General features: G+C 72.4%; 12 protein-coding genes and 2 pseudogenes. 13 read left to right on the forward strand and 1 reads right to left on the reverse strand.

From position 1 onward, the window contains the following. The first annotated feature begins 65 nt into the window (after positions 1-65). Positions 66-2393: a M9 family metallopeptidase gene (locus ABD946_RS29940; protein ID WP_345288686.1), complete on the forward strand. Its 2328-nt coding sequence runs from the start codon at positions 66-68 to the stop codon at positions 2391-2393. 55 nt (positions 2394-2448) lie between these two features. Here ABD946_RS29940 and ABD946_RS29945 read toward each other — a convergent pair whose 3' ends face one another. Continuing rightward, on the reverse strand, positions 2449-3453 hold the full coding sequence (locus ABD946_RS29945) for a helix-turn-helix transcriptional regulator (RefSeq protein ID WP_345288687.1): 1005 nt from the start codon (positions 3451-3453) through the stop codon (positions 2449-2451). 315 nt (positions 3454-3768) lie between these two features. Between ABD946_RS29945 and ABD946_RS29950 the strand changes: the two genes are divergently transcribed. The 12 genes and pseudogenes from ABD946_RS29950 (at position 3769) to ABD946_RS30005 (ending at position 24218) form a co-directional block, all read left to right on the forward strand. Beyond that, positions 3769-3954 carry a hypothetical protein gene (locus ABD946_RS29950; RefSeq protein ID WP_345288688.1) on the forward strand — a complete coding sequence of 62 codons (186 nt, stop codon included), beginning with the start codon at positions 3769-3771 and terminating at the stop codon, positions 3952-3954. A 192-nt stretch (positions 3955-4146) separates the two neighbouring features. Continuing rightward, positions 4147-5328, forward strand: coding sequence for an AAA family ATPase (locus ABD946_RS29955; protein ID WP_345288689.1), 1182 nt, complete (start codon positions 4147-4149; stop codon positions 5326-5328). Between the two features lie 334 nt (positions 5329-5662). Next, on the forward strand, positions 5663-6157 hold the full coding sequence (locus tag ABD946_RS29960; protein ID WP_345288690.1) for a cobalamin B12-binding domain-containing protein: 495 nt from the start codon (positions 5663-5665) through the stop codon (positions 6155-6157). 107 nt (positions 6158-6264) lie between these two features. Beyond that, positions 6265-7500 carry a methylaspartate mutase gene (locus ABD946_RS29965; RefSeq protein WP_380150386.1) on the forward strand — a complete coding sequence of 412 codons (1236 nt, stop codon included), beginning with the start codon at positions 6265-6267 and terminating at the stop codon, positions 7498-7500. Continuing rightward, complete coding sequence (locus ABD946_RS29970; protein ID WP_345288691.1) at positions 7497-8516, forward strand: asparagine synthetase A; 1020 nt, start codon at positions 7497-7499, stop codon at positions 8514-8516. The genes ABD946_RS29965 and ABD946_RS29970 overlap by 4 nt, the downstream gene beginning before the upstream one ends. Then, the gene (locus ABD946_RS29975) at positions 8513-9817 is read left to right on the forward strand and encodes a glutamate synthase-related protein (protein WP_345288692.1); all 1305 of its coding nucleotides are present in this window, start codon (positions 8513-8515) and stop codon (positions 9815-9817) included. Before ABD946_RS29970 ends, ABD946_RS29975 begins: the two co-directional genes overlap by 4 nt. Beyond that, positions 9810-11099 carry an MFS transporter gene (locus ABD946_RS29980; RefSeq protein WP_345288693.1) on the forward strand — a complete coding sequence of 430 codons (1290 nt, stop codon included), beginning with the start codon at positions 9810-9812 and terminating at the stop codon, positions 11097-11099. The genes ABD946_RS29975 and ABD946_RS29980 overlap by 8 nt, the downstream gene beginning before the upstream one ends. After that, on the forward strand, positions 11092-12528 hold the full coding sequence (locus ABD946_RS29985; protein WP_345288694.1) for an amidase family protein: 1437 nt from the start codon (positions 11092-11094) through the stop codon (positions 12526-12528). Before ABD946_RS29980 ends, ABD946_RS29985 begins: the two co-directional genes overlap by 8 nt. A gap of 88 nt (positions 12529-12616) precedes the next feature. Continuing rightward, positions 12617-12823: an MbtH family protein gene (locus ABD946_RS29990; protein WP_345288695.1), complete on the forward strand. Its 207-nt coding sequence runs from the start codon at positions 12617-12619 to the stop codon at positions 12821-12823. A gap of 58 nt (positions 12824-12881) precedes the next feature. Beyond that, positions 12882-15203 (forward strand): annotated as a pseudogene (locus tag ABD946_RS29995) (condensation domain-containing protein); the annotation flags it as partial. A 79-nt stretch (positions 15204-15282) separates the two neighbouring features. Beyond that, a pseudogene (locus tag ABD946_RS30000) lies at positions 15283-22368 on the forward strand (amino acid adenylation domain-containing protein); the annotation flags it as partial. Further along, on the forward strand, positions 22365-24218 hold the full coding sequence (locus ABD946_RS30005) for a condensation domain-containing protein (RefSeq protein ID WP_345288698.1): 1854 nt from the start codon (positions 22365-22367) through the stop codon (positions 24216-24218). The pseudogene ABD946_RS30000 and the gene ABD946_RS30005, both read left to right, overlap by 4 nt. Positions 24219-26889 lie beyond the last annotated feature (2671 nt).

The following is a 26889-nucleotide window of genomic DNA, read 5'->3' on the forward strand; positions in this document are numbered from 1 at the left end:
CCCCTCCGATACCCATCCGAGATCTGACGGGCCTTCCGTACCCGGTCCGAGGTGTGCCATTTTACATGTCACACATTGAGTCGGCCGCGCCCCCCACCGCACGGCCACTACTCGGCCCGGAGGCCCCCACCGTGCGACCCTCCCGGATACCGACGGCCCAGCTGGGCCGTCTGCTCACCCTGGCGTTCGCGTTCCTGCTCACCCTGGGCCTGTTCGCCCCGCAGAGCCGCGCCGCCACCCCCGCCCCGCAGCCCCAGGGCCACCCGGCCCCCCGCAGCTTCCCGCTGCCCAAGTCCCCCCAGGTGCCGGACGACCACCGGCCCGTCCCGGGTGAGACCCTGACGGACGCTCAGGACTCCCCCAGGGCCGGCACCCCCCACGAGCAGAAGCAGGGCAAGGCGCTGCGCTCCGCGCCGAGCGCGCTCGCCGCCGCGAGCTGCACCCCCGCCGACTTCGCCAGGACCGGCGCCGCCCTGGTCCAGCAGGTCAGGTCGGTCGACGTGGCCTGCATGAACTCGCTCTTCAGCCTGGACGCCGCCGGCGCCGCCAAGGTCTTCCGCGAGGACCAGATGGCCACCGTCGCCGACGCGCTGCGCACCGCCTCGGCCACCTACGACGGCACCAACAGCTCGGCCATCGGCCAGCTGGTGCTCTTCCTGCGGGTCGGCTACTACGTGCAGTGGCGCTTCCCGAACGAGGTCGGCGCCTACGGCACCCCGCTGAAGGGCGCCACCCGCGGCGCCCTGGACGCCTTCTTCGGCGCCCCGCGCTCCAAGGACGTCAGCCAGGCCAACGGCGAGACCCTGGCCGAGGCCGTCACCCTGATCGACAGCGCCCAGGAGAACGCCCGCTACACCGGCGTGGTCAAGTGGCTGCTCAACGGCTTCAACCCGTCCACCGGCGGCGCCATGTGGAGCGCGGTGGACAACACCCGCACCGTCATCGAGCGCGGCACCGAGCTGCCCGAGTTCATCGCGGCCCTGCAGGCCGACCCGTCCTTCGCCACCGCGATGGCCGACCTGGTCACCCGCAACGCGGCCGGCCTCACCGGCGGCGACCTGGCCACCTCGATCGGCATCCAGCTCGGCTCGCTGGTCTCCTTCCCCGAACTGCGCCCCCAGGCCCGCCCGCTGGTCAAGGACCTGATCGCCCGCTACCCGCTGGTCGGCGCCACCGGCCCGCTCACCATGAACCTGGCCTGGTTCGCGGAGAACAAGGACAAGGGCAACTGCGCCCTCTACGGCATCTGCGACCTGCCCACCCGGCTGATCCCGCTGGTGCTCACCGTGGACCACACCTGCGGCCCCACGCTGCGCATCCGCGCCCAGGACATGAGCGCCGCCGAACTGGCCGGCACCTGCACCAGCCTGGCCAACCAGGACGCCTTCTTCCACTCCCTGGTGAAGGACGGCGGCCCGGTCGCGGGCGACCAGAACCAGCGCCTGGAGGTGGTGGTCTTCGACTCCTACTACGACTACAGCCTCTACGCCTGGTCGATCTACGACATCGAGGTCGACAACGGCGGGATGTACCTGGAGGGCGACCCGTCCAAGGCCGGCAACCAGGCCCGCTTCATCGCCCACGAGGCCACCTGGGAGCGCCCGGCCTTCCAGATCTGGAACCTGAACCACGAGTACACCCACTACCTGGACGGCCGCTTCGACATGGCCGGCGACTTCGAGGCCGGGATGTCCACCCCGACCGTCTGGTGGGTCGAGGGCGTCGCCGAGTACGTCTCCTACACCTACCGGAACGTCCGCTACGACGACGCCATCGCGCAGGCGGCCAAGGGCACCTACAAGCTGAGCACCCTCTTCGACACCACCTACGACAACGCCGACTCCACCCGGGTCTACAACTGGGGCTACCTGGCGGTCCGTTACATGCTCCAGTCGCACCCGCAGGACATGGCCACGCTGCTGGCCAAGTACCGGGCCGGCGACTGGGCGGGCGCCCGCACCCTGCTGACCTCGACCATCGGCACCCGCTACGACGCCGACTTCGCCGCCTGGCTGACCGCCTGCGGCGCCGGCCAGTGCGGCAGCCTCCAGCAGCCCCCGGCCCCGCTCTGCACCCAGGCCGACACCCGGCAGTACGACAAGGACTGCCGCCGGGACGGCGTCGCGGCCACCACCGGCAACTACAGCTACATGTTCGTCTACCTGCCGGCCGGCGTGCGGCAGCTCACCGTCACCAGCAGCGGCGGCACCGGCAACGGCGACCTCTACTACAACGGCTCCAGCTGGGCGACCACCTCGTCCTACCTGGCCAAGTCCGTGAACACCGGCAACGGCGAGACGCTCACCATCAGCGACCCGCCCTCCGGCTGGGTGTTCTTCAGCCTCTACGCCCAGCAGGGCTTCGACGGCGTCAGCGTCACCACGCGGTACTGAGCACCCCCTGAACACGGTGCCCCGCAGGCCGAACCGGCCTGCGGGGCACCGTCGTTCAGATCTCCGTACGCTCGCCGGGCGGCCCGCCCGGGCCGAGGTCGAGGCCCAACTCGTGGATCAGGAAGCCCGCGTGGAGCCGGCTGCGGGCGCCGAGCTTGTCCATGATGTCGGACACGTGGCGCTGGCAGGTGCGCAGCGACATGCCCATCCGGCGGGCGATCGCCCGGTCCTCCAGCCCCTGCACCAGCAGCCGGACGATGGAGAGCTTCATGTCCTCGGAGATGGCCAGCACCCGCTCCTGGCTGTAGTTCTCGGGGAACGGGGTGGCCGAGGTCCAGGCCCGCTCGAAGGCACCGATGGCGAAGTCCACCAGGCTCGGGTCACGCAGCAGCATGCAGCCGGCGTCGCTGTCGCGCATGGCGATCACGGCGGCGGTCTGGTCGAAGGCCAGCATCCGCATGAAGCCGTCGCCCAGGGTGCGGATCTCGGCGCCGAGGCGGGAGACGTGGTCCACGTACTCCACCGTCACCGTGGAGAACTGGGCGGTGTGCTGGTAGAGCGTGCGCATCCGCACGCCGCGGGCGAGCACCCGCTCGGTGCGGGCCAGCGACTCCTTGAGCACGTCGTCCTTGCGGGCGCCGCCCGGCTGCGAGGTCAGGATCTCCTCGGTGGCCCCGTCCGCCAGCTCGGTGATGACGGCCCGGACCTCGTCCAGGTCGGTCAGCCGCTGGACCCCGCCGCCGACCGACCCTGAGGTGAACTTGGCCTGCTCGTAGGCGAATTGGAAGGCGGCGAGGCGCTGCCGAGTGGTCTCGATCTCCCGTCTGCGCTGCTCGATCTCCCGCTCCGCCGGGGCCAGTAGCTCGGCGGCGGCGGCCTCCGGCAGGCCGGCCAGCAGCATCCCGGGCCGGGTCGCCGAGCGCTTGAGGAGTCGGAGCTCCAGCAGCCGGTCCACCGTCCGGGCGCGGTCCGGATCCTGACGTAACTCGTCTCCGTCCACCTGCTGCCGCTCGGCCACGTACTGGAACAACTCCAGCTCTTCCGGGCCCAGTTCTGCCATCACAAAGGTTGTGCCAGGTCCGACGGAGCGCACGGCCACACATCCCGCCATGGTCGAATGTACATACGAAGGGGAGTCGTATGTCATGTTATCGCCGAATGGACGACAAGGGCACCTGATCCGGCCGCAGTTCCTTCACGGAGCAACCACATGACGGTCCGTCATGTCCGGGCTTGTCCGGTATGACCCCCTCGTATCTGCGTCATGGCGTACTCACGGCCCCTGGAGGGCCCTTACCCGGCCTTCGGGGCCCCGGCAGACTCGTCGTTGCCGGGAAACACCCGGCGAACATCGGGAAGTCGAGGGGAAACCACCATGGACCGCAAGCTCTTCACCACCGCTGCTGTATTCTTCGCCACCACCGCCACGGCCCTCCTCGCCACCCTCGCCGCCTCCCCGGCCTCCGCCGACACCGTCGCCGACACCGGCTCGCAGACCACCAACGTGACCGTGGTCCCCTCCCCGAGCCCGTCCACCGGTTCTGACCTGGGCTGGGGCTGACCGCATCCCCGGGCCCGCACCCCGCGGACGGCCACCCCGGCCGCACGGCGACGGAGCACCCGGGCGCGAGCGGGCGACCGGCCCGAATCGGCGAAGCGCGGACATGACAAGAAGTCCGGATATGCCGCCGGAACGCGACAGACATCCAATACGGACAGAGAGACGTGGGGAAATCAGACCGTGGACGAAGCGTTGAATTCTGTCCGATTCTCCGGCCTCCTCAGGGAATTCCGCCGGCACGCCGGACTCACCCAGCAGGAACTGGCCGACCTCTCCGCGCTCAGCGTCCGCGCCGTCCGCGATCTCGAGTCCGGCCGGGTGCACCGGCCCCGCCGGGAGACCGTCCGGCTGCTGGTCGCCACCCTCCGCCTGGAGGGCGCCAGACGTGCCGCGTTCGAGCGGGCCGCCACCGAGAACACCGAGGGCCGCGAGGCCCCGCCCGACCCCGCGCTGATCGGCCGCGAGGCCGAACTCGCCGCCCTGCTCGGCCTGCTCCGCGAGGGCGGACGCCGGCTGGTCACCGTCACCGGCCTGCCCGGGGTGGGCAAGACCCGGCTGGCCAGCGCCGCCGCGGACCGCCTGCACCGCAGCGGCTGGACCGTGAACGGCGCCCTCGCCGCCCCGGACGCCCTCCTGCTGGTCGACTGCCTCCAGGACGGTCCGCCGATCGCCGAACTCCTCGCCCGCCACCCGGGGTTGCGCGTCCTGACCACCGCCGCGGCACCGCTGCGGCTGCCCGGCGAACGGGTGCTGCCGCTGGCCCCGCTGCCCGCCCCGCGCCCCGCGCCCGGCGCCGACCCGGCCGACCTGCTGCGCCAGGACGCCGTCCGGCTCTTCCTCGCCCGACTCCAGCACGTCCGCCCCGGCCACCGGCTGGATCCGGCGGAGGCCGCCACCGTGGCCGAGCTCTGCCGCCGCCTCGACGGGCTGCCGGCCGCCATCGAGCACGCCGCCGAGTGGTGCCTGATCCAGCCGCCGCGCCGCCTGCTGCTGTGGGCCAGGCAGAGCCCGCTGGAGCCCGCCGACTCCCCCGCCGCCGGGCCGGTGCTGCGCGCCGCGCTGCACCAGAGCATCGGCGAACTGGCCTATGCCGAACGCGAGTTGCTCCGTCACCTGGCCGGTCCCGGCCGAGGCCCCGGGCGCTCCTTCGAGCAGCTGCTCGCGCGGACCCGCACCCCGGCCGCCGAACTGGCCACCGCCGTGCACGCCCTGCTGGTGCGCGGGCTGGTGCGGGCCACGCCCGGCGCCACCGCCGATGACCTGGACTCCGGCGAACGCTTCACCGTCCCCTACCTGGTCCGCCACGCCCTCCTCGAGGCGACCACCCCGGCCCCGGCCGCACGCCCCCTGCGAGTCCTCGCCGCCACGGGGTGAACCGCCAGGGGCGCGAGGAACTGCGCGAAGCGGGAGACGACGACCCGACTGCCGGGTACGGACTCCCAGTTGCAGCTCATTCCCCGCACCCGGCGATCGGCTCCGCTTCTTCCGCCTCGCGCAGTTCCTCGCGCCCCCGGGGTGACCACCTACCTACCCGCGCGCGCCACCGAACCGCCGCCCGCCTGCCGGTGCGAACTGCCGGACGAGCGCCGCGCCGCCACCTAGCGTTCGGCTGTCGGCGCCGATCACCGCAGCGCCGCAGCCCACCGGGCCCCTCCGCCGTACCGACCCCCGTGGTCCGGCGTGCCCTCGACCACCCTGTGAGACGACCATGGAGTTGAAGCACCGCCCTGCCCAGCCGCGCCCCCGCACCGCCCGGGCCGACCGCACCGGCCTGGACGTGCTGGTCACCAGCGTGGCCTCCGACGCCCACACCTGGAACCTCATCTACCTCCAGCTCCTGCTGGAGGAGTCGGGCCACCGGGTCACCAACCTCGGTGCCTGCGTGCCGGACCAGCTGCTGATCGACGAGTGCCTGGCCCGCCGCCCCGACCTGGTGGTGGTCTCCACCGTCAACGGGCACGGCCTGAACGACGGCCGCCGGGTGATCCGGCAGCTCCGGGCCCGACCCGAGCTGCGCTCCACCCGGGTGGTGATCGGCGGCAAGCTCGGCATCGCCGGAGCCGAACAGGACGGCCAGGTGGCCGAGTTGACCGAGGCCGGGTTCGACGCGGTGTTCCAGGACGGCACCGGGATCGCCCGCTTCCACGACTACGTGCGGGCCATCCCCGCCAGGCGCGCCGTCCCGCTGGCCGGTGCCCGGTGAGCGCCCCCGCACGACGCCCCGACGGCACCGCCCCGGACCCCGGAACCGCAGCCCCGCCGGCCGGCTCCTTCGGCGGCTACGTCCGCGCCGCCCGCAACTCCGGCCGCCTGGTGGTGCAGCCCCGGATGGGCATGAGCGACCCGGCCCGGATGCGGGCCGGACTGCTGGCGACCCGTCAGGCCGACGCCACCACCGTCGGCACCCTCACCCTGGACAGCTACACCCGGGTCGGCGACCACCGGGCCGCCCGCCGGGCACTGGCCGAGGGCGTGCCGCTGAACGGCTACCCGATCGTCGCCTACTCCACCGCGACCACCCTCGGCGTCACCGAGGGCATCGCCGGCCCCTCCTTCCCGGTACAGGTCCGGCACGGTTCGGCCGCCCCGCGGGAGATCTTCGAGGCGGCGGTGGCGGCCGGTCTGACGGCCAGTGAGGGCGGCCCGATCTCCTACTGCCTGCCCTACAGCCGGACCCCGGTCGAGCGGTCGGTGGCCAACTGGGAGGCGAGCGTGGCCGTGCTGGCCCGGCTGCGCGACCAGGGGATGGAGCCGCACCTGGAGACCTTCGGCGGCTGCATGATGGGCCAACTCGCCCCGCCGAGCCTGCTGGTGGCGATCAGCGTGCTGGAGGCGCTGTTCTTCCGCGCCCACGGCCTGCGCTCCGTCTCGCTCAGCTACGCCCAGCAGACCCACCCCGGGCAGGACCTGGAGGCCGTCACCGCGCTCGGCCGGATCGCCGCCGAGCTGCTCGGGGACACCGACTGGCACCTGGTGGTCTACGCCTACATGGGCGTCTACCCGCGCACCCCCGGCGGCGCGACCCTGCTGCTGGAGGAGGCCGCCCGGCTCGCGGTGCACACCGGCGCCGCCCGGCTGATCGTCAAGACCACCGCCGAGGCGCACCGGATCCCCACCGTCGAGGAGAACGTCCTGGCGCTGGAGGCCGCCGCCCGCGCCTCCGAGAGCGCGGGGACGCCGCCCGAGGTGGGCGACACCGGCATCCACGCCGAGGCGCTCGACCTGGTGCACGCCGTGCTCGACCTCGACCCCGACCTCGGCCGCGCGCTGACCCGGGCCTTCGCCCGCGGGGTGCTGGACGTCCCGTACTGCCTGCACCCGGACAACGCCGGGCGCTCCCGCAGCTACCTGGACTCGGCCGGACGGCTGCACTGGTCCGACACCGGCGCGATGCCGGTGCGCGGCAGCACCCGCTCCACCGCCCGGATGACCTCCTCGGGGCTGATCAGCTCCCTCTCCTACGTCCAGCAGCGCTTCGACCGGCTCGCTCTCGATCCCGCCACCACCCGTCAACTCCCCTCCCAGACCAAGGAGTCCGTCCGATGACCAGCACCGTCGAGCCCACCGCGCGCACCTGGGAGCAGCTGCTGCCCCCGGCCGACCCGCGCGCCCACCTGAACTCGGCCACCACCCGCACCGTGCTGCGGATCCAGCAGGAGCTGCTGGCGGGTGCCCGCGAGTACCTCACCGGCCTCGGCTTCCACGAGATGCTGCCGCCGGTGATCGGCCCGGTCACCGACCCGGGCGCGCGCGGCGCCAAGCAGGTGGACGTGGACTACTACGGCCACCAGTACAAGCTGATGACCAGTGCCATCCTCTACAAGCAGGCCTCGCTGCTGGCCTTCCCGAAGATCTTCTGCATCGCGCCCAACGTCCGCCTGGAGCCGCTGGAGACCTGCAACACCAACCGCCACCTGGCCGAGTTCCACCAGATCGACGTGGAGATGGCCGGCGCCTCCCGGGACGAGATCACCGCCGTGGTCGAGGGCCTGGTGCGGCACATGGTCTCCCGCGCCGTCACCCGGCTCCCGGGCGAGTTCGAGGAGCTGGGCCGGGACGTGGGCGCCTTCGCCGGGCTGCTCGGCGAGGCCTTCGGCCGGATGACGCACGCCGAGGCGGTCGCGGAGCTGCGCGAGGGCGGCCACCCGCAGAGCCCGGACGCCGAGATCGACTGGACCGGCGAGGCGCTGATCTCCGAGCGCGCCGAGAAGCCCTTCTTCGTCACCGACTACCCCAAGGGCTCGCGCGGCTTCTACGACCGGGAGAGCGCCGAGACCGCGGGCGTGCTGCGCAACTTCGACCTGCTGGCCCCGGAGGGCTACGGCGAGCTGTGCAGCGGCAGCGAGCGGGAGTTCGACTACGCCAGGATCGTCACCCGGATGCGGGAGACCGGGGAGAACCCGGCCAAGTACGGCTGGTACCTCCAGCTGGTCCGCGAGGGCATCCCCGCCTCGGCCGGCTTCGGCATCGGGGTGGAGCGCTTCACCCGCTACGTGACCGGCCTGGACTCCGCCTGGCAGGCCAACGCCTTCCCGAAGCTGCCCGGGGTGGTGTCCCCGTGACCGGCCCGCAGACCCCCGGTCTGCACACCCGGGGCCTGCCGGAGCAGGCGATCCGCGAGCGGGCCCGGCTCGGCGCGGCCGCCGCCTTCCCCGGCGAGGCGCACTACGGCCACACCCTCTTCGGAGCCGAACAGAGCGTCTCCACCGACCCGTTGGAGCAGCTGCGGATCACCCCGCCGGTCTTCATGCCGCAGCGGCTGGAGAAGCTGATCGAGCTCGGCCGGGAGCCGCTGCACACCGACGTGGAGCTCGCCACCGTGATCGGCGGCCTGCGCTCCGCCCTCCCGCTCTACCTCTCCGCCTTCGGCTCCACCAAGGCGGCCGGCACCGACCAGGTGCTGGCCGCGAGCCGGCAGGCCGGGCGCCTCGGCATCCCGATGGTGATCGGCGAGAACATCGTGCCGATGAGCGGCTACGGCCGCACCGGGGAGCAGACCAGGCGCACCGCGCTGGCCCGGATCGCCGCCTACCTGGAGGAACTCCCGTACGGGCTGGGCGGGGTGGCGGTCCAGCAGTCCACCGAGGACGCCGACGCGGAGGTGTGGAACCTGGTCTACAGCGACCCGAGCACCCAGCCGCTGCTGGAGAGCGGCCGGCTGGCCTTCGAGCTGAAGGTGGGTCAGGGCGCCAAGCCGGGCCTGGGCGGGATGACGGTGCTGGACCGGGCGGCGGCCGCCGCGGTGGACGAGCAGTTCGCCCTGGACGAGGTCTTCGGCCCGGAGGCCGACCGGGTGCTGCGGTGCAGCAGCCCGGGCACCTTCACCGAGGAGATCCTCCGTCAGCAGATCCGGCTGATGCGCAACAACTACCCCCGGGCGAGGGTCTGGGTGAAGCTCCACCCCGGCCGGGACGTGGCGCACGCCGCCGCCACCGCCTGGGCCGCCGGCGCCGACTCGGTGACCGTGGACGGTGCCGAGGGCGGCACCGGCTGGGCTCCGGTGGCCTCGATCGCGCACGCCGGGCTGCCGCTCGGCGAGTGCCTGGCCCGGATCGGCGCCCGGCCGGACTGCCTGCTGGTCTCCGGCCGGATGTGGGAGGGCAGCCGGGTGGTGAAGAGCCTGGCGCTCGGCGCCACCGCCGCCGGGCTCGGCCGGGCCGCCCTGGTGGCCACCGACGAGGACCCGGAGGCCGGCCTGACCAGGCTGGTGGAGGCCCTGGCGCTCGAACTGCGGCTGCTGATCAGCGCGGTGGGCAAGTACACGCCCTCCGCCCTCTCCCCCGAGGACGTCTGGCCGCAGCCCGCCGGCCTGCCCTCGCCGTCCCCCGCCCTGCGCGTTCCGGAGGTGCTGCACCATGGCTGACACGCTCCCCAGGACCGAGGAGGAGACCGCCGCGCCCTCGCGCCGCCACGGCCCGCTCGGCCTGAACTACCTCTCCTTCACCGGGGCCATGAGCCTGTCCCAACTCGGCGACTCCGCCTGGTACGTGGCGCTCACCTGGACCCTGGTGCGGGACTTCAGCCCGGCCACCGCCGGCGCGGTGCTCACCGCGGCCAGCCTGCCCCGGCTGATCGGCCTGCTCGGCGGCGGCGTGATCGCCGACCGCAGCGGCCCGCGCCGGGTGATGGTGGTCACCGACCTGCTGCGCGGCGCGGTGATGCTGGCCGCGGCCGGCCTGATCGCGGTGAGCAGCCCCTCGGTGCCGGTCCTGCTCGGCGCGGCCCTGCTGCTCGCGCTGATCAGCGCCTTCTTCATCCCGGCCTCCGGTGCGGTCAAGCCGCTGATCCTGGAGGACAAGGACCTGGTCCGGGGCAACGCGCTGTTCGTCTTCGGCATCCGGGGCGGGCAGGCCGCCGGCGGCCCGGTCGGCGCCTGGCTGGTGGCGGCCGGCGGCGTCCCGCTGGTGGCGCTGGCCAACGCGGCCAGCTTCCTGCTCTCCGCCTTCGCCTCCGGCCGGGTGAAGTACACCCGGGCCCCGGCGCAGCCGCAGCCGCAGCCACATCCGCAGCCGAGCGCCGAACCCGCCCCGCCCAAGCCGCCGTTCAAGCAGATGCTGATGGACGGGCTGCGCTACGTCGGCGGCCAGCGCCGGATCATGCTGGTGCTGCTGGTGATCGGCCTGACCGAGCTGGCCTGCGCCCCGCCGGTCAACCTCGGCCTGGTGCTGCTCTCCGAGCGGCTGGGCACCGGGGCCACCGGCGCCGGTCTGCTGCTCACCGCCTACACCGTGGGCGCGGTGGCCAGTTCGCTGGTCACCATGGCCTGGCCGCCCGGGAAGCACGGCGGCCGGGTGCTGGTCTCCACCGTCTGGGCGGCGGCGCTGGCGCTGACCGCGATCGCCTTCACCGACTCGCTGCCGCTGGCGATGGCCTGCTACGCGGTGCTCGGCATGGTGACCGGCCAGTCCGGCCTGGTGCTGGTCTCGATGCTGCAGCGCTGGACCGAGGCGCCGATGCGCGGCCGGGTGATGTCGGTGCTCTCGCTGGTCATCTTCGCCGCCGCCCCGCTGGCCAACCTGGCGGTGGGCGCGATGGTGAGCCTGCTGGGCTTCACCGCCGCGATGGGCGTCTTCGCGGTCTTCGCGGTGGCCGCCGCGCTGGTCACCCTGGCCTCCCCCGGACTGCGCGGGGTGCGCCTTGACTGACACCTCGCACCTGGGCCCGACCGGCCTGGACCACGGAGCCGCCGGCTTCCCCGGACTCCCGGAGCTGCAGGCCCAGTTGCGCGACGGGCGGCTGACCAGCGTCTCGCTCACCCGGCGCTGCCTGGAGCGGATCGACCTGGTGGACCCGCTGGTGAACGCGGTGCTGGCGGTGGACGAGTCGGCGCTGGAGCAGGCCGCCCGGGCCGACCGCCGGTACGCGGCCGGAGCCGAACGCGGGCCGCTGGACGGCATCCCGGTGCTGGTGAAGGACAACATCGACACCGCCGGTCTGGCCGGCTCGGCGGGCTCGCGCCTGCTGGCCGGCCACCCGCCGGCCCGGGACGCCCGGGTGGTGGCCGGGCTGCGCGCGGCGGGGGCGGTGGTGCTCGGCAAGACCAACCTCTCCGAGTGGTCCAACTTCCGCTCCACGCAGGCCACCGAGGGCTGGTCCGGGGTCGGCGGGCAGACCCGCAACCCGTACCGGCTGGACCGCAGCCCGGGCGGCTCCTCGGCCGGCTCGGCGGTGGCGGTGGCCACCGGGATGGCCCCGCTGGCGCTGGGCACCGAGACCGACGGCTCGATCGTCGGCCCGGCGGGGCTGTGCGGGGTGGTCGGGGTGAAGCCGGAGACCGGTCTGCTGCCGCTGGACGGGGTGGTGCCGATCACTCCCGAACTGGACAGCGTCGGCGTGCTGGCCTCCCGGCTCTCCGACGCCGCGCTGGCCCTGTCGGTGCTCGGCGGGCAGACCGCCCCCGAGCCCGATCCGGGGATGCTCCGGGTCGGCGTCTGGCGGGTGCCGCGGATGCCGGGGGTGGTGGACGCCGTGCTGGACTCGGCCACCCAGGCGCTGCGCTCCGCCGGGATCGCGGTGGTGCCAGTGGAGCTGGCGCTGGACCAGCAGACCGTCGAGGACGGGCTGTTGGCGATGTACGCCGAGTTCCGCCCGGCGCTGGAGCAGTACCTGGCCGGGCGGCCCGGCGGCCCGCGCACGCTGGCCGAGCTGATCGAGGGCAACCGGAGCGATCCGGTCGAGCTCTCGCTCTTCGGCCAGGACCTCTTCGAGCAGGCCCAGCTGATCGGGCCCGGCGAGCGGGAGCGGGCCGTGCCCGCCCGGCAGCGCTCCCGGGACGCGGCGCGCAGGCTGCTGGACCGCACCATGCGCCGCTACGGCGTCCAGGCGCTGCTGGCACCCACCAACGAGCCGGCCCCGGTGCTGGACTACGAGCTCGGCGATCCGGGCACCCCCGGCAGCTCCACCCCGGCCGCGCTGGCCGGGTACCCGAACGTCTCGCTGCCGGTCGGGCAGTTCCGCGAACTCCCGCTCGGCGTCTCGGTCTTCGGCCCGCCCACGCTGGCCCGGCTACTGCCGGTCGCGCTGCGGGTGGCCGAGGCCTGCGCGGTCCGCCGCACCCCCGCGCTGCTGCCCTAACTGCCGCTCAACTGCCGTGCGGGACTGCCCAGTTGGGCACCACCGAGCTCATAGCGTAAGCCCCACAACGACTCCCCAGGAGGACCCGATGAGCAACCCCTTCGAGAACGAGGACGGCACCTTCCTGGTGCTGGTGAACCACGAGAACCAGCACTCGCTCTGGCCCGCCGCCATCGAGGTCCCGGCCGGCTGGGAGACCGTCAAGTCCGGGGCCACCCGGGCCGAGGCCCTCGGCTACATCGAGGAGCACTGGACCGATCTGCGCCCCGCCAGCCTGGTCGCCCAGGCCTCCTGACCACCATCCATTGGGGCGGGCCCACGAGAGGTCGAATGCCCTGGCACCGGGAGGCCCGATGACTCCGCTGTCCTTCGCACAGGCCCGCCTCTGGTTCCTCAACCAGGTCGAGGGCCCCAGCCCCACCTACAACGTCCCCCTGACCGTCCGCCTCACCGGCCCGCTCGACCGGGCGGCCCTGCGGGCCGCGGTCGCCGACCTGGCCGAGCGGCACGAGGCCCTGCGCACGGTCTTCACCGAGCGGGACGGCATCCCGTACCAGCAGGTGCTGGAGCGGCCCGAGATCCCCTGGTCCGTCTCCCGCCCCGCCGAGGGCGAGCTGGTCGGGGCCGTCCGCGCCGCCGCCGCGCACGGCTTCGACCTCGCCACCGAACTCCCGCTCCGCGCCGACCTGTTCGAGGCACCCGCCGAGGAGAACCGCGAACGGCACACCCTCCTGCTGACCCTGCACCACATCGCCGCCGACGGCTGGTCGCTGGCCCCGCTGCTGCGGGACCTGGCCACCGCCTACCGGGCCCGCTGCGACGGCGCCGCCCCGCAGTGGGAGCCACTGCCGGTGCAGTACACCGACTACACCCTCTGGCAGCAGGAGCTGCTGGGCGGGGCCGAGGACCCGGAGAGCCTGCTGGCCACCCAACTCGCCCACTGGCGGCGGGCCCTGGCCGACCTCCCGGAGGAGCTGACCCTCCCGGCCGACCGGCCCCGCCCGGCCTCCCCGTCCTTCCACGGCCAGGTGCTGACCACCCGGATCGACGGCGCGCTGCGCGACCGGATCCAGGAGTTCGCCCGGAGCAACGACGCCACCCTGTTCATGGTGGTGCAGGCCGCCCTGGCCGCCCTGCTCTCCCGGCTCACCGGTGCCACCGACGTCCCGCTGGGCACCCCGGTGGCCGGCCGGACCGACAGTGCGCTGGAGGACCTGGTCGGGTTCTTCGTCAACACCCTGGTGCTGCGCACCGACCTCTCCGGCGACCCCGGCTTCCGCGAGCTGGTCGCCCGGGTCCGGGACGCCGACCTGGACGCCTACGCCCACCAGGACCTGCCCTTCGAGCGCCTGGTGGAGGAGCTCAACCCGGCCCGCTCGCTCGCCCGCCACCCGCTCTTCCAGGTCATGCTGGTGCTGCAGAACAGCCCGGACGCCCGGCCCGACTTCGCCGGCCTGGCCGCCGAGGCCGAGGTCATCGACCTGGACGTGGCCAAGTTCGACCTGATCGTGGAGCTGGCCGAGGACGCCGAGGGCATCGGCGTGCTGCTCAAGTACGCCACCGACCTGCTGGACCGCGCCACCGTCGAGACCTTCGGCGAGCGGCTGCTGCGGTTGGTCGAGGCCGCCCTGACCGGCCCCGAACTCCCGGTCGGGCAGCTGGACCTGCTCTCCGCCGAGGAGCGCGGCATTCTCGCCGGGCGGTGGAGCGGCGGCCCGTCCACCGTCGACCCCGAGCACACCGTGCACGGAGTCTTCGCCGAACAGGCCGCCGCCCGCCCCACCGCCACCGCCCTGGTCTTCGGCGAACACACCGTCAGCTACCGGGAGTTGGACGAGCTCTCCAACCGCCTGGCGCACCACCTGCGGGCGAGCGGTGTGCGGCCCGGCGAGGTCCTGGGCATCCACCTGGAGCGCTCCCCCGAGCTGGTGACCGCCGTCCTGGCCGTGCTGAAGGCCGGCGCCGCCTACACCGTGCTGGACCCGGAGTTCCCGGTGGAGCGGCTCAACACCCTGGCCGCGAGCACCGACCGGATCCTCACCCGGGCCGCGCTGGCCGACCGGATCGACGCCCCGCAGCTGCTGGTCGAGGGCGCCCCGCAGCACCCCACCACGGAGCACCCCGCCACCGCCCTGCCCGAACCGGCCCGCCCGCTGGACGCCGCCTGCCTGATGTTCACCTCCGGCTCCACCGGCGCCCCCAAGGGCGTGCTCTCCCCGCACCGGGCGATCGTCGGCACCCTGCTCGGGCAGGACTTCGCCTCCCTGGACCCCGCGCAGACCTGGCTCCAGTGCTCCCCCGTCTCCTGGGACGCCTTCGCCCTGGAACTGTTCGGCCCGCTGCTCTCCGGCGGCACCTGCGTCCTCCAGCCCGGCCAGCGGCCCGAACCCGCCCTGATCGCCGAGCTGGTGGCCCGCCACCGGGTCACCACCCTGCACGCCTCCGCGAGCCTGCTGAACTTCCTGCTGGACGAGTACCCGGGCACCTTCACCCACCTCCGCCAGGTGATGACCGGCGGCGAGGCCGCCTCCGTCCCGCACGTGATGCGACTGGTCCGGGACCACCCCGGGCTGACCCTGGTCAACGGCTACTCCCCCGCCGAGTCGATGATCTTCACCGTCGCCCACCACATCACCGCGGCGGACGCCGGGCGCCCCTCGATCCCGGTCGGCCGCGCGCTCAACGGCAAGCAGCTCTGGGTCCTGGACGACCACCTGGCGCTGCTGCCCCCCCGGCACGCCCGGCGAGCTCTACATGTCCGGCCTCGGCCTGGCCCACGGCTACACCGGCCGGCCCGGCCCGACCGCCGAACGCTTCGTCGCCAACCCTCACGGCGCACCCGGCGAGCGGATGTACCGCACCGGCGACCTGGTCCGCTGGCTGCCCGACGGCGCCCTGGAGTTCCTCGGCCGGGCCGACGACCAGGTCAAGATCCGCGGCTTCCGGGTCGAGCCCGGCGAGGTCCGGGCCGCGCTGGCCGGCTTCCCGGGCGTCGTCCAGACGGCCGTCACCGTCCGCGAGGACCGGCCCGGCCAGAAGCGCCTGGTGGCCTACCTGACGGCCGACCGGCCGGTGGACACCACCGAGCTGCGGGCCCACGTGGCCAGGCTGCTGCCCGAGCACCTGGTGCCCGCCGCCTTCGTCCGGCTGGACGCGCTGCCGCTCACCCCCACCGGCAAGCTCGACCGCCGCGCCCTGCCCGTCCCCGACCTCACGCCCCGTCAGGAGTCCCGCCCGCCGCGCACCCGGCAGGAGGCCGTGCTCTGCGACCTCTACGCCGAGCTGCTCGGCCAGGACCGGGCCGGGATCGACGACGACTTCTTCGAACTGGGCGGCCACTCCCTGCTGGCCGCCAAGCTGATCGCCCGCATCCGCTCCGCCGCAGGCGTCGAGCTGACCGTCCGAGACCTGTTCGAGGCGCCCACCGTGCTGCGCCTCGCCGAGCGAATCCGTGGCGCCCGAGGGGCGCGGAAGGGGTCCTACGTCATGGAAGAGCGTCCCGAGGAGATCCCGCTGTCGTACGCGCAGCGCCGCCTCTGGTTCCTCAACAAGCTGGAGGGGCCGAACAGCACGTACAACGTGGCGCACACCATCCGGCTGCGCGGCGTGCTGGACGTGGACGCCCTGCACACCGCCGTCTCCGACGTGGTCGGCCGGCACGAGGCGCTGCGCACCGTCTTCCTGGAGGTGGACGGCGAGCCCTACCAGCGGGTGGTCGCCCCGGGCGTGGCCCGGCCGATGGTGACGGTGCTGGACACCGACGCCGAGGAGCTGCCGCTGGAGCTGGACTTCGCCTCCCGGCACGCCTTCGACCTGATGGTCGAACTCCCCATCCGGGCGCACATCTTCGCGGTCGGCCCCGAGGAGCACGTGCTGCTGCTGGTGATGCACCACATCGCCAGCGACGGCTGGTCGCTCGGCCCGGTGATGCGCGACCTGGCCACCGCCTACGCCGCCCGCTGCGACGGCGCCGCCCCGCAGTGGGAGCCGCTGCCGGTGCAGTACGTGGACTACACCCTCTGGCAGCAGGACCTGCTCGGCTCGGCCGACGACCCGGAGAGCCTGCTCTCCCAGCAACTCGCCTACTGGCGCGAGGCGCTGGCCGACCTGCCGGAGGAGATCGCACTGCCGGCCGACCGCTCGCGCCCGGCGCTGCCCTCCAACCAGGGCCAGGTGACCACCGCGCACCTGGACCAGGACCTGCACCGCCGCCTGCTGGCCTTCGCCCGGGAGAACAACGCCACCCTCTTCATGGTGATGCAGGCCGCCCTGGCCGGGCTGCTGACCAGGCTGGGCGCCGGCACCGACATCCCGCTGGGCACGCCCACCGCCGGGCGCACCGACGACGCGCTGGAGGACCTGGTCGGGTTCTTCGTCAACACCCTGGTGCTGCGCACCGACCTCTCCGGGGACCCGACCTTCCGTCAGCTGGTGGCCCGGGTCAAGGAGACCGACCTCGACGCCTACGCCCACCAGGACGTCCCCTTCGAGCGCCTGGTGGAGGAGCTCAACCCCGTCCGCACCCTCTCCCGGCACCCGCTGTTCCAGGTGATGCTGGTGGTGCAGAACAACGCCGAGGCCAAGCTGCGGCTGCCCGGCCTGGACGCCGAGATGGCGCCCGTGACCACCGACACCGCCAAGTTCGACCTCACCCTGGGCTTCACCGAGACCTTCGGCACGGACCGCGAGCCGGCCGGGATCCGGGCGATGGCCGAGTACGCCACCGACCTGTTCGACCGGGCCTCGGTCGAGGTCATCCTGGACCGCCTGGTCCGGCTGCTGGAGGGTCAGCTCTCCGAGCCGGACGTGCCGGTGGGCCGGCTGGAGATCCTCTCCGGCGAGGAGCGCCGCGCCCTGCTGGTGGACTGGAACGACACCACCACCGAGTACCCGGCCGAGGCCTGCGTGCACCAGCTGTTCGAGCAGCAGGCCGCCCGCCGGCCGCTGGACACCGCGCTGGTCTTCGGCGAGGAGACCGTCGGCTACCGGGAGTTGGACGAGCGGGCGAACCGGCTGGCCCGTCACCTGGTGGCGAGCGGCCTGCGCCGGGGCGACGTGGTCGGCGTCTACCTGGAGCGCTCCACCGAGCTGGTCACCGCCGTGCTGGCGGTGCTCAAGGCCGGCGGCACCTACACCATGCTCGACCCGGACTTCCCGGCCGACCGGATCGCCGCCGTGCTCGGCCACACCGAGGCCGCCCTGCTGCTCACCGTCTCGGAGCTGGGGGGCAGGCTGACCGACGGCCCGCGGGAGCTCCACCTCGACCGGGACGCCGGGTCGATCGCCCGCCACCCGGCCACCGCGCCCGGCGTCCCGGCCGGCCCGGGCGACGCGGCCTGCGTGATGTTCACCTCCGGCTCCACCGGCGTGCCCAAGGGCGTGGTCTCCCCGCACCGGGCGATCGTCGGCACCCTGGTCGGCCAGGGCTTCGTGGACTTCGACCGGGCCCAGGTCTGGCTGCAGTGCGCCCCGGTCTCCTGGGACGCCTTCGCGCTGGAGCTGTTCGGCCCGCTGCTCTCCGGCGGCACCTGCGTCCTCCAGCCCGGCCAGCGGCCCGAACCCGCCGTCATCGCCGAGCTGGTGACACGCCACCAGGTGACCACCCTGCACGTGTCGGCCAGCCTGCTGAACTTCCTGCTGGACGAGTACCCGGACACCTTCACCCACCTCCAGCAGGTGATGACCGGCGGCGAGGCCGCCTCCATCCCGCACGTGATGAAGCTGGTGCACGGCTTCCCGCAGATCAAGCTGGTGAACGGCTACTCCCCCGCCGAGTCGATGATCTTCACCGTCTCGCACGAGATCACCGCCGCCGACGGCTCCCGCCCCTCCATCCCGGTCGGCCGCCCGCTCGGGAACAAGCGGCTCTACGTGCTGGACGACGGCCTCGGCCTGGTCGCCCCCGGCGTCACCGGCGAGCTCTACATGTCCGGCGTCGGCCTGGCCCACGGCTACGCTGGCCAGGCCGGGCTGACCGCCGAGCGCTTCGTGGCCTGCCCGTTCGGCGAGCCGGGGGCCCGGATGTACCGCACCGGCGACCTGGTGCGCTGGCGCGGCGACGGCGTGCTGGAGTTCCTCGGCCGCGCCGACGACCAGGTCAAGATCCGCGGCTTCCGGGTCGAACCCGGCGAGGTCCGGGCCACCCTGGCCGCCTTCCCCGGGGTCGGCCAGGCCGCCGTGGTGGTCCGCGAGGACCGCCCGGGCGACAAGCGCCTGGTGGCCTACGTGGTGACCGACGGCTCGCCCGACGCCGCCGCGGTGGACGCCGCCGCGCTGCGCACCCACGTGGCCGCGCTGCTGCCCGAGTACATGGTGCCCTCGGCCGTGGTCTTCCTGGAGGCCCTGCCGATCACCCCGACCGGCAAGCTGGACCGCCGGGCCCTGCCCGCCCCGGACCACAACCGCGGCGAGCTGGGCCGCGAGCCGCGCAACGCCCAGGAGGAGCTGCTCTGCGGCCTGTTCGCGGAGATCCTCGGCCTGGAGTCGGTCGGCATCGACGACGACTTCTTCGACCTCGGCGGCCACTCGCTGCTGGTCACCCGCCTGGTCAGCCGGCTGCGCTCGGTGCTCGGCGTGGAGATCGGCATCCGCGACCTCTTCCAGGCCCCCACCGTGGCCCGGCTCGGCAAGCGGGTGGACCGCGCCCAGCACGCCCGCCCGGCGCTGCGCGCGGTGGCCCGGCCGGAGCGCCTGCCGCTCTCCTTCGCCCAGCAACGACTGTGGTTCCTCGGCCAGTTGGAGGAGCAGGGCTCGGCCTACAACGTGCCGGTGACGGTCCGGCTGCGCGGCGCCCTGGACACCCGCGCGCTGCGCGCCGCGGTGGACGACGTGGTGGCCCGGCACGAGGTGCTGCGCACCGTCTTCGAGGAGTTCGCCGGCCGCCCGTACCAGCGGGTGCTGGCCCCCGACCAGGCCGAGATCCCCTGGGACGAGGCACCGGTGACGGAGCAGGGGCTGGCCGGGGCGGTCGCCCGGGCCGCCAACCGCGGCTTCGACCTGGCCACCCAGGTGCCGCTGCGGGTGCACCTGTTCGACCTCGGCCCGCAGGAGCACGTGCTGCTGCTGGTGATGCACCACATCGCCAGCGACGGCTGGTCGATGGGCCCGCTGATCCGCGACCTGGGCGCCGCCTACGCGGCCCGCTCCACCGCGGGCGAGGCCCCCGACTGGGCCCCGCTGCCGGTGCAGTACGCCGACTACACCCTCTGGCAGCAGGCGCTGCTCGGCGCGGACGACGACCCCTCCAGCCTGGTCTCCCGTCAACTCGCCTACTGGCGCGGCGCGCTGGCCGAGCTGCCGGAGGAGCTGAACGTCCCGACCGACCGGCCCCGCCCGGCCACCCCGAGCAACCTGGGCGACGCGGTCTGGGTGAGCACCGACGCCGAGCTGCACGGGCGGCTGCTGAGCTTCGCCCGGGAGCACCAGGCCACCCTCTTCATGGTGCTCCAGGCCGGGCTGGCCGCGCTGCTCTCCCGACTCGGCGGCGGCACCGACATCCCGCTCGGCACCCCGGTGGCCGGCCGGGTGGACGAGGCGGCGGACGACCTGGTCGGCTTCTTCGTCAACACCCTGCTGCTGCGCACCGACCTCTCCGGCGACCCGAGCTTCCGTCAGCTGGTCGAGCGGGTCCGGGAGTCGGACCTGGACGCCTACGCCCACCAGGACGTCCCCTTCGAGCGCCTGGTGGAGGAGCTCAACCCCGTCCGCACCCTCTCCCGGCACCCGCTGTTCCAGATCATGCTGGTGGTGCAGAACAACAGCTCGGCCGAGCTGAGCATCCCGGGCCTGGAGGCCTCGATCGTCCCGGCCGGGGTGGACACGGTGAAGTTCGACCTCACCGTGGCCGTCACCGAGCGCCGCGAGGCCGGTGCCCCGGCCGGGCTGAAGATCAACATCGACTACGCCTCCGACCTCTACGACCGCGCCACCGTCGAGGAGTTGGCGGCCCGTCTGGTCCGCCTGCTGGAGGGCGCGCTGGCCGCGCCGGAGCTGCCGGTCGGCCTGGTGGACGTGCTCTCCCCGGCGGAGCGCCTGCTGCTGACCGAGGAGCTCAGCGGGCAGCCGTCCACGGTGGACCCGGAGCGCACCGTGCACGGCGTCTTCGCCGGGCAGGCCGCCGCCCGCCCGGAGGCCACCGCCCTGGTCTTCGGCGGAACCACCGTCAGCTACCGGGAGTTGGAGGAGCGCTCCAACCGCCTCGCCCACCACCTGATCGCCGGCGGCCTGAAGCGCGGCGAGGTCGCCGGCCTGCACCTGGAGCGGACCCCCGAGCTGGTGGTGGCGGTGCTGGCCGTCCTCAAGGCCGGCGGCACCTACACCGTGCTGGACCCGGAGTTCCCGGTCGAGCGGCTCAACGCCCTGGCCAGGACGGCCGATTGGGTGGTGACCGACACAGCCCACGCGGGCCGGATCGATGCCCCGCAGCTTCTGGTGGAGGGCGCCGCCGGGCACCCCGCGACCGCCCCGCCCGAGCTGGCCGGCCCGCTGGACGCCGCCTGCGTGATGTTCACCTCGGGCTCCACCGGCACGCCCAAGGGCGTGGTCTCCCCGCACCGGGCGATCGTCGGCACCCTGCTCGGCCAGGACTTCGCGGAGCTGAGCCCCGATCAGGTCTGGCTCCAGTGCTCGCCGGTCTCCTGGGACGCCTTCGCCCTGGAGCTGTTCTCCCCGCTGCTCTCCGGCGGCACCTGCGTGCTCCAGCCGGGCCAGCGCCCGGAGCCCACGGTGATCGCCGCGCTGGCCGCCGAGCACGCGGTGACCACCCTGCACGTCTCGGCCAGCCTGCTGAACTTCCTGCTGGACGAGTACCCGGCCACCTTCGCGAAGCTGCGCCAGGTGATGACCGGCGGCGAGGCCGCCTCCATCCCGCACGTGATGCGCCTTGTCGAGGACTTCCCGCAGATCCGGCTGGTGAACGGCTACTCGCCCGCCGAGTCGATGATCTTCACCGTCGCCCACCACATCACCCCGGCGGACGCCGGGCGCCCCTCGATCCCGGTCGGCCGCGCGCTCAACGGCAAGCAGCTCTGGGTGCTGGACCGGCACCTCGACCTGGTCGCCCCCGGTGTGGTCGGCGAGCTGCACATGGCCGGCCTCGGCCTGGCGAACGGCTACACCGGCCAGCCCGGCCTGACCGCCGAACGCTTCGTCGCCAACCCCTACGGCCCTCCCGGCAGCCGGATGTACCGCACCGGCGACCTGGTCCGCTGGCTCCCGGACGGCTCGCTGGAGTTCCTCGGCCGGGCCGACGACCAGGTCAAGATCCGCGGCTTCCGGGTCGAGCCCGGCGAGGTGCGCGCCGCCGTCGCCTCCTACGGCGAGATCGGCCAGACGGCGGTGGTGGTCCGGGAGGACCGCCCGGGCGACAGGCGCCTGGTGGCCTACCTGACCGCCGACCGCCCGGTGGACACCGCCGCCCTGCGGGCCCACGTGGCGGAGCGGCTGCCGGAGTACATGGTGCCCTCCGCCTTCGTCCAGCTGGACGCGCTGCCGATGACGCCCACCGGCAAGCTCGACCGGCGCGCCCTCCCGGCCCCCGACCTGACGCAGCGTCCGGCCGGCCGGGGCCCGCGGGACGAGAAGGAGGAGAAGCTCTGCGGCCTGTTCGCCGAGATCCTCTGCCTGGAGACGGTCGGCATCGACGACAACTTCTTCGAGCTCGGCGGCCACTCCCTGCTGGTCACCCGCCTGATCAGCCGGGTCCGCTCGGTGCTCGGCGCCGAACTCACCATCAAGGCCGTCTTCGAGGCGCCGACGGTGGCCGACCTCACCGGCCGCCTGACCACCGCCGTCCGCGCCCGTCCGGCCCTGCGGGCCCGGTCCAAGGAGGTCACCTCGTGATCCCGCTCTCCTACGCCCAGGCCAGACTCTGGTTCTACGAGCAGATCACCGGCACCAGCTCCGCCTACAACCTGCCCCACGCGCTGCGCCTGCGGGGCGAGTTGGACACCGAGGCGCTGCAGCTGGCCCTGGCCGACGTGCTCACCCGGCACGAGGCCCTGCGCACCACCTACGGCGAGCAGGACGGCCGTCCGTACCAGCGGGTGCTGGACGCCGAACTCGCCCGCCCGGTCTGGACGGAGGGCACCACCACCGAGCAGGAGCTGGCCGCCGAACTGGACCGGGCCTGCAACCTCTCCTTCGACCTCACCGCCGACCTGCCGATCCGCCCCTTCCTCTACCGGCTCGCCGAGCGGGAGCACGTGCTGCTGCTGGTGATGCACCACATCGCCACCGACGGCTGGTCGCTCGGCCCGCTGGTCCGCGACCTGGCCGCCGCCTACACCGCCCGGCGGGGCGGGGCGGCCCCGGCCTGGGAGCCGCTGCCGGTCCAGTACGCCGACTACACGCTCTGGCAGCAGGAGCTGCTCGGCGAGGAGGACGACCCCGAGAGCCTGATCTCGGCCCAACTCGCCCACTGGCGCGAGACCCTGGCCGGCCTGCCGGACGAGGTGGCGCTCCCGCTGGACCGGCCCCGCCCGGCCGTCCCGGCGCACAAGGGCACGGCGGTCTCCGCCGTCGGCTCCCCGGAGCTGCACGCCCGGCTGACCGCCTTCGCCCGGGAGCGCGGCGCCACCGTCTTCATGGTGGTGCAGGCCGCCCTGGTCACCCTGATGACCCGGCTCGGCGCCGGGACGGACGTCCCGATCGGCACCGCCACCGCCGGGCGCGGCGACGAGGCCCTGGACGAGCTGGTCGGCTTCTTCGTCAACACCCTGGTGCTGCGCACCGACGCCTCCGGGGACCCGGGCTTCGCCGAGCTGGTGGACCGGGTCAAGGAGGCGGACCTGACCGCCTTCGCCCACCAGGACGTCCCCTTCGAGCGCCTGGTGGAGGAGCTCAACCCGGCCCGCTCGCTCTCCCGTCACCCGCTGTTCCAGCTGATGCTGCTGGCCCAGCAGGCCGGCGAAGGGGGCGGCAGCGGGCAGGAGTTCGGCGGGCTGGAGACGGCTCCGCTGCCGGTCGGCACCGACGCGGTGAAGTTCGACCTCACGCTGGCCGTGGGCGAGTCCGCCCAGGGGCTGAAGCTGAACGCCGACTTCGCCACCGAGGTGCTGGACGCCACCACCGTCCGCCGGCTGCTGGCCCAGCTGCTGCGCCTGCTGGACGCCGGGCTGGCCGACCCGGCGCTGCCGGTCAGCCGGCTGCCGCTGCTCACCGAGGAGGAGGAGCGGGCCGCCCTGGCCCCGGCCCTGGTCACCGCCCCGGCCACCGTTCCGGTGCACGAGCTGATCGCCGAGCGGGCCCGCACCGCCCCGCAGGCGGTCGCGGTCGAGGCGGGCGAGGTCCGCCTGAGCTACGGCCGAACTCGACGCCAGGGCCAACCAGTTGGCCCACCACCTGATCCCGCTGGGCGCGCGCCCGGCCGGCTGGTCGGGGATCTGCTGCCGCGGATGCCAGCGAACGAGAAAAACAAAGACGTTTCGTACAGACGCACTAGTCTGGGCGATCCTCAAGACGTGTCCAGCCTACAGTCACCTTCTTGGACGCGCCTGTCCGTAGCACCAGACGTTCGCGAGCGCCTAGGCCTGGATCGCACGAGAAAGCCGCACTGTTCTCCTGCCGGCGTGGTGTGGATGCACCGTCAACTTGACACGAGCTATGCTGAGCGCACACATGGCTTTCGCGGCGAAGCTCGCAGGCCAGAGTGCCGCGGTGTGCTCTATCGGCTCGAGGGGCAGTCCGGCTAGCCACCCAAGCACCGCACCCCGGCGGTTTGACGTCCATACTAAGGGAGTCCGCGCTGAGGGGCCCTCGTACGTGAATACATACACCTCGGCTTCCAGCCGGCCCGTCTCCCGATGGGCGTCGGTGTTACTAGCACGGCCTGGATGCCATGGCGCGACTGTTTCGGCCACTCCGCACCTCTGAAAGTTATCCCAGCTAGCCGGGCCGCCTAGGTCTAACCACACGCGATCCGGCTTTTCGAGACTTCCTCGGTGCATCGACACAACTCTGTACATCTGCGGCCACGTGCTGGTGGAACAGACGGCGGTCATCAAGAGTCCTGCCATGTCGCCGAGCGATAGTACAGTTGCTGCTGGAGATCGGCCGAGTAGCCACCTGTAGCCGAAGGTCTAGAATCGCCGTTATGGCCGGACGGATATGCATCCACTAAAGTCTTGTTTCATGCGCACATCATAACTTACAGATGAAAAGTCTGATATGCGGAGCTCCCGTGCTGGAAGAGCCTTATCGCCATCGGGGCCAGACCTGCCATGTGTCGCAGAGCCTGAGCGCGCTACTGGGGCCTTGCTCTACCTCAGTGGCATGGCAGACACATAATGGAATGGGGGCTATGTCCTGCGGCCGCTGAGCGGACGTTGCCACGTGCCCGGACGTGATTAGCCGTGTTCTGCGGATAGTCCTTTTAAAAACCCGCTACGGTGCCCGTAACCGCATACACTTGTGGCGGCCACCGCACGCCGATTCTGGGTTCCGGAGCCTGCCCCCGGGGGCGCGCTGCCACCTCTGTCTGATGCGGCCACGACTGTCGCTCAGGTCGACAACACCTCGACACCCTTGTACGTCCTCATGGACCGCCGCATCTACAGGCCTGTCCGGAGTGGCGCGCCACCTGTGCGACTCACTTAACTGCGGACCGGGAGCGGCATTCACACGCAGGGCACTCAACTTCAATCCAGCCCGCGGCTCACCTGCGATACGCTTCGTTACGCGGACCTCACACGGCGGTACGTAGAGCGGGGCGCGGATAGTATGTCAAGCGTCACGGTCCGCAGCGCCTCGACGAGGACAGCCATCGCTCAACTTCGCCGGCCGCGCGACGGACCTAGGCATGGTGCCTATAGAATGCTCGTCGGTCCGGGTTAGCGAGATAGCGAGACATCGTCGAGATGCAGATAGCCTGCTGACAGAGTGACAACGTGTCAGGACTCGTCATCGCCAAAGTATGACAGACTACTGTCCGTTGCTGGATAACAGTCCTTCAGCTCCGACCAGGGCTGAGCTCAGCCTGACCATGACCTCGCACAACCGGAGGCGCTAGGAGCCCGAGAATTGGCTCTCCGGACTACATTGGTGGCTGCACAGCCTAGAGTCCTTCTGGCAGTCTGGACGCGCTGGTGGGGCAGCGCGGCCTTCAACATAACATTTCTACTCACGGGGCTAATCTAGGATTACCGGCGCGAGCTCTGCACGCGCCAGATCGATAGCTGCCGGGACGATGCGGTAGGGAGGCGGCCGGCGCCGTCGTTCGAAGCGACGCGCTCTGCGATGGAGAGTTCTAGCTCTTGGCTGGTGCAGAACTAAGCTTATCGCCGAAGTCTGCTTCGATCTGAGCAGGAGGACCGTCACCATCGAGCTCGACGTCGGCTTCCTTCTGACCGCTCGGCAAGGGCCTCTCGCAACTGCTTGTTCAGAAGCCTCACTGATTTCATTCTAGGCAGTATGTTCCGCAGACCTAAGGCTGCAATACGGGCTGTCCGTAACTCACCGTGCAAGGCTCGGTTGTTCGAGAGACCCGAACCTTGGCCGATTTACCTGGGTAACCGTAGCCACCTGCCTCCACCTCACCGACGACCTGCACCGCCCGCGTTCCTGCTGTCCGGCTAACCGCGACCAGAGTCCTCGAGACGTGATCTGGTTCACCTAGTGTCCCGCTCCGATCTTAGCCCCGCAGCTCAGGGCGGCGCTACTGGTTCCTACCAGCAGGCGCCAGGGCGCCGCGAGGCCCAGCGTATCAACTTGCCGAAGCGTAGCGATCCGTGCTGGCCGGGGAGCTGATGCCCGGAGGCGCTACATTGCTTCCTGGAGCAGTCGCATGGACGACTGACTCGTGCGGCCCGCATCGAGGTGCTTCCGCAACGCGGAGTACTCATGAAGGAAATCGTATGCGGCGTAGCCAGGGGCTGGAGCAGGAGGTACGTTCTGCGGATGCCGTCTGGTACGCATATCGCTGGAGCTCGACCAGGACGGAGCCATGCAGGTCTCGAACATCGCCCGGGCCAGTCGAACGTACTTGCGTTCGAGGGCCGTGTGCACGCGCGACATGCACGGCTGGCGGCCGTACGTGTGCTACCTGGCTCGTGCTAGAGGAGTCACGTCTGTCTAGCTGGTGCTTTGCACCTACATCTGGGCCTAAACTCAGGTGTAGCGGCTCGGATCGCTTCAGGACATCACGGTTAGCAGAATAATGCACCGGGATCCTGGCCACGCGCGCATACCGGCCGACGCGCTGGACGTGCGCGTGTCATCTTACCACGGTTGGTGAGAGCGCTGCTCGGTGTCAGTGCACAGGGATAAGTACCGACAATACGAAGGGCGCGCGCGCGGGTCAGTCAGGAAGATCATGGACTGGGCTGCCAGACTGAGGACCCTGGAAGAGACCTGCTTGCAGTCCGT

Origin of the sequence: Kitasatospora albolonga, from assembly GCF_039535905.1 — a bacterium.
In the GTDB taxonomy this organism is placed as follows: domain Bacteria; phylum Actinomycetota; class Actinomycetes; order Streptomycetales; family Streptomycetaceae; genus Kitasatospora; species Kitasatospora albolonga.

Bases quoted from the DNA above. Each gene is read 5' to 3' on its own strand.
- ABD946_RS29940 (WP_345288686.1), top strand. From the start codon at position 66: ATGTCACACATTGAGTCGGCCGCGCCCCCCACCGCACGGCCACTACTC.
- ABD946_RS29945 (WP_345288687.1), bottom strand. From the start codon at position 3,453: ATGGCAGAACTGGGCCCGGAAGAGCTGGAGTTGTTCCAGTACGTGGCC.
- ABD946_RS29950 (WP_345288688.1), top strand. From the start codon at position 3,769: ATGGACCGCAAGCTCTTCACCACCGCTGCTGTATTCTTCGCCACCACC.
- ABD946_RS29960 (WP_345288690.1), top strand. From the start codon at position 5,663: ATGGAGTTGAAGCACCGCCCTGCCCAGCCGCGCCCCCGCACCGCCCGG.
- ABD946_RS29970 (WP_345288691.1), top strand. From the start codon at position 7,497: ATGACCAGCACCGTCGAGCCCACCGCGCGCACCTGGGAGCAGCTGCTG.
- ABD946_RS29980 (WP_345288693.1), top strand. From the start codon at position 9,810: ATGGCTGACACGCTCCCCAGGACCGAGGAGGAGACCGCCGCGCCCTCG.
- ABD946_RS29990 (WP_345288695.1), top strand. From the start codon at position 12,617: ATGAGCAACCCCTTCGAGAACGAGGACGGCACCTTCCTGGTGCTGGTG.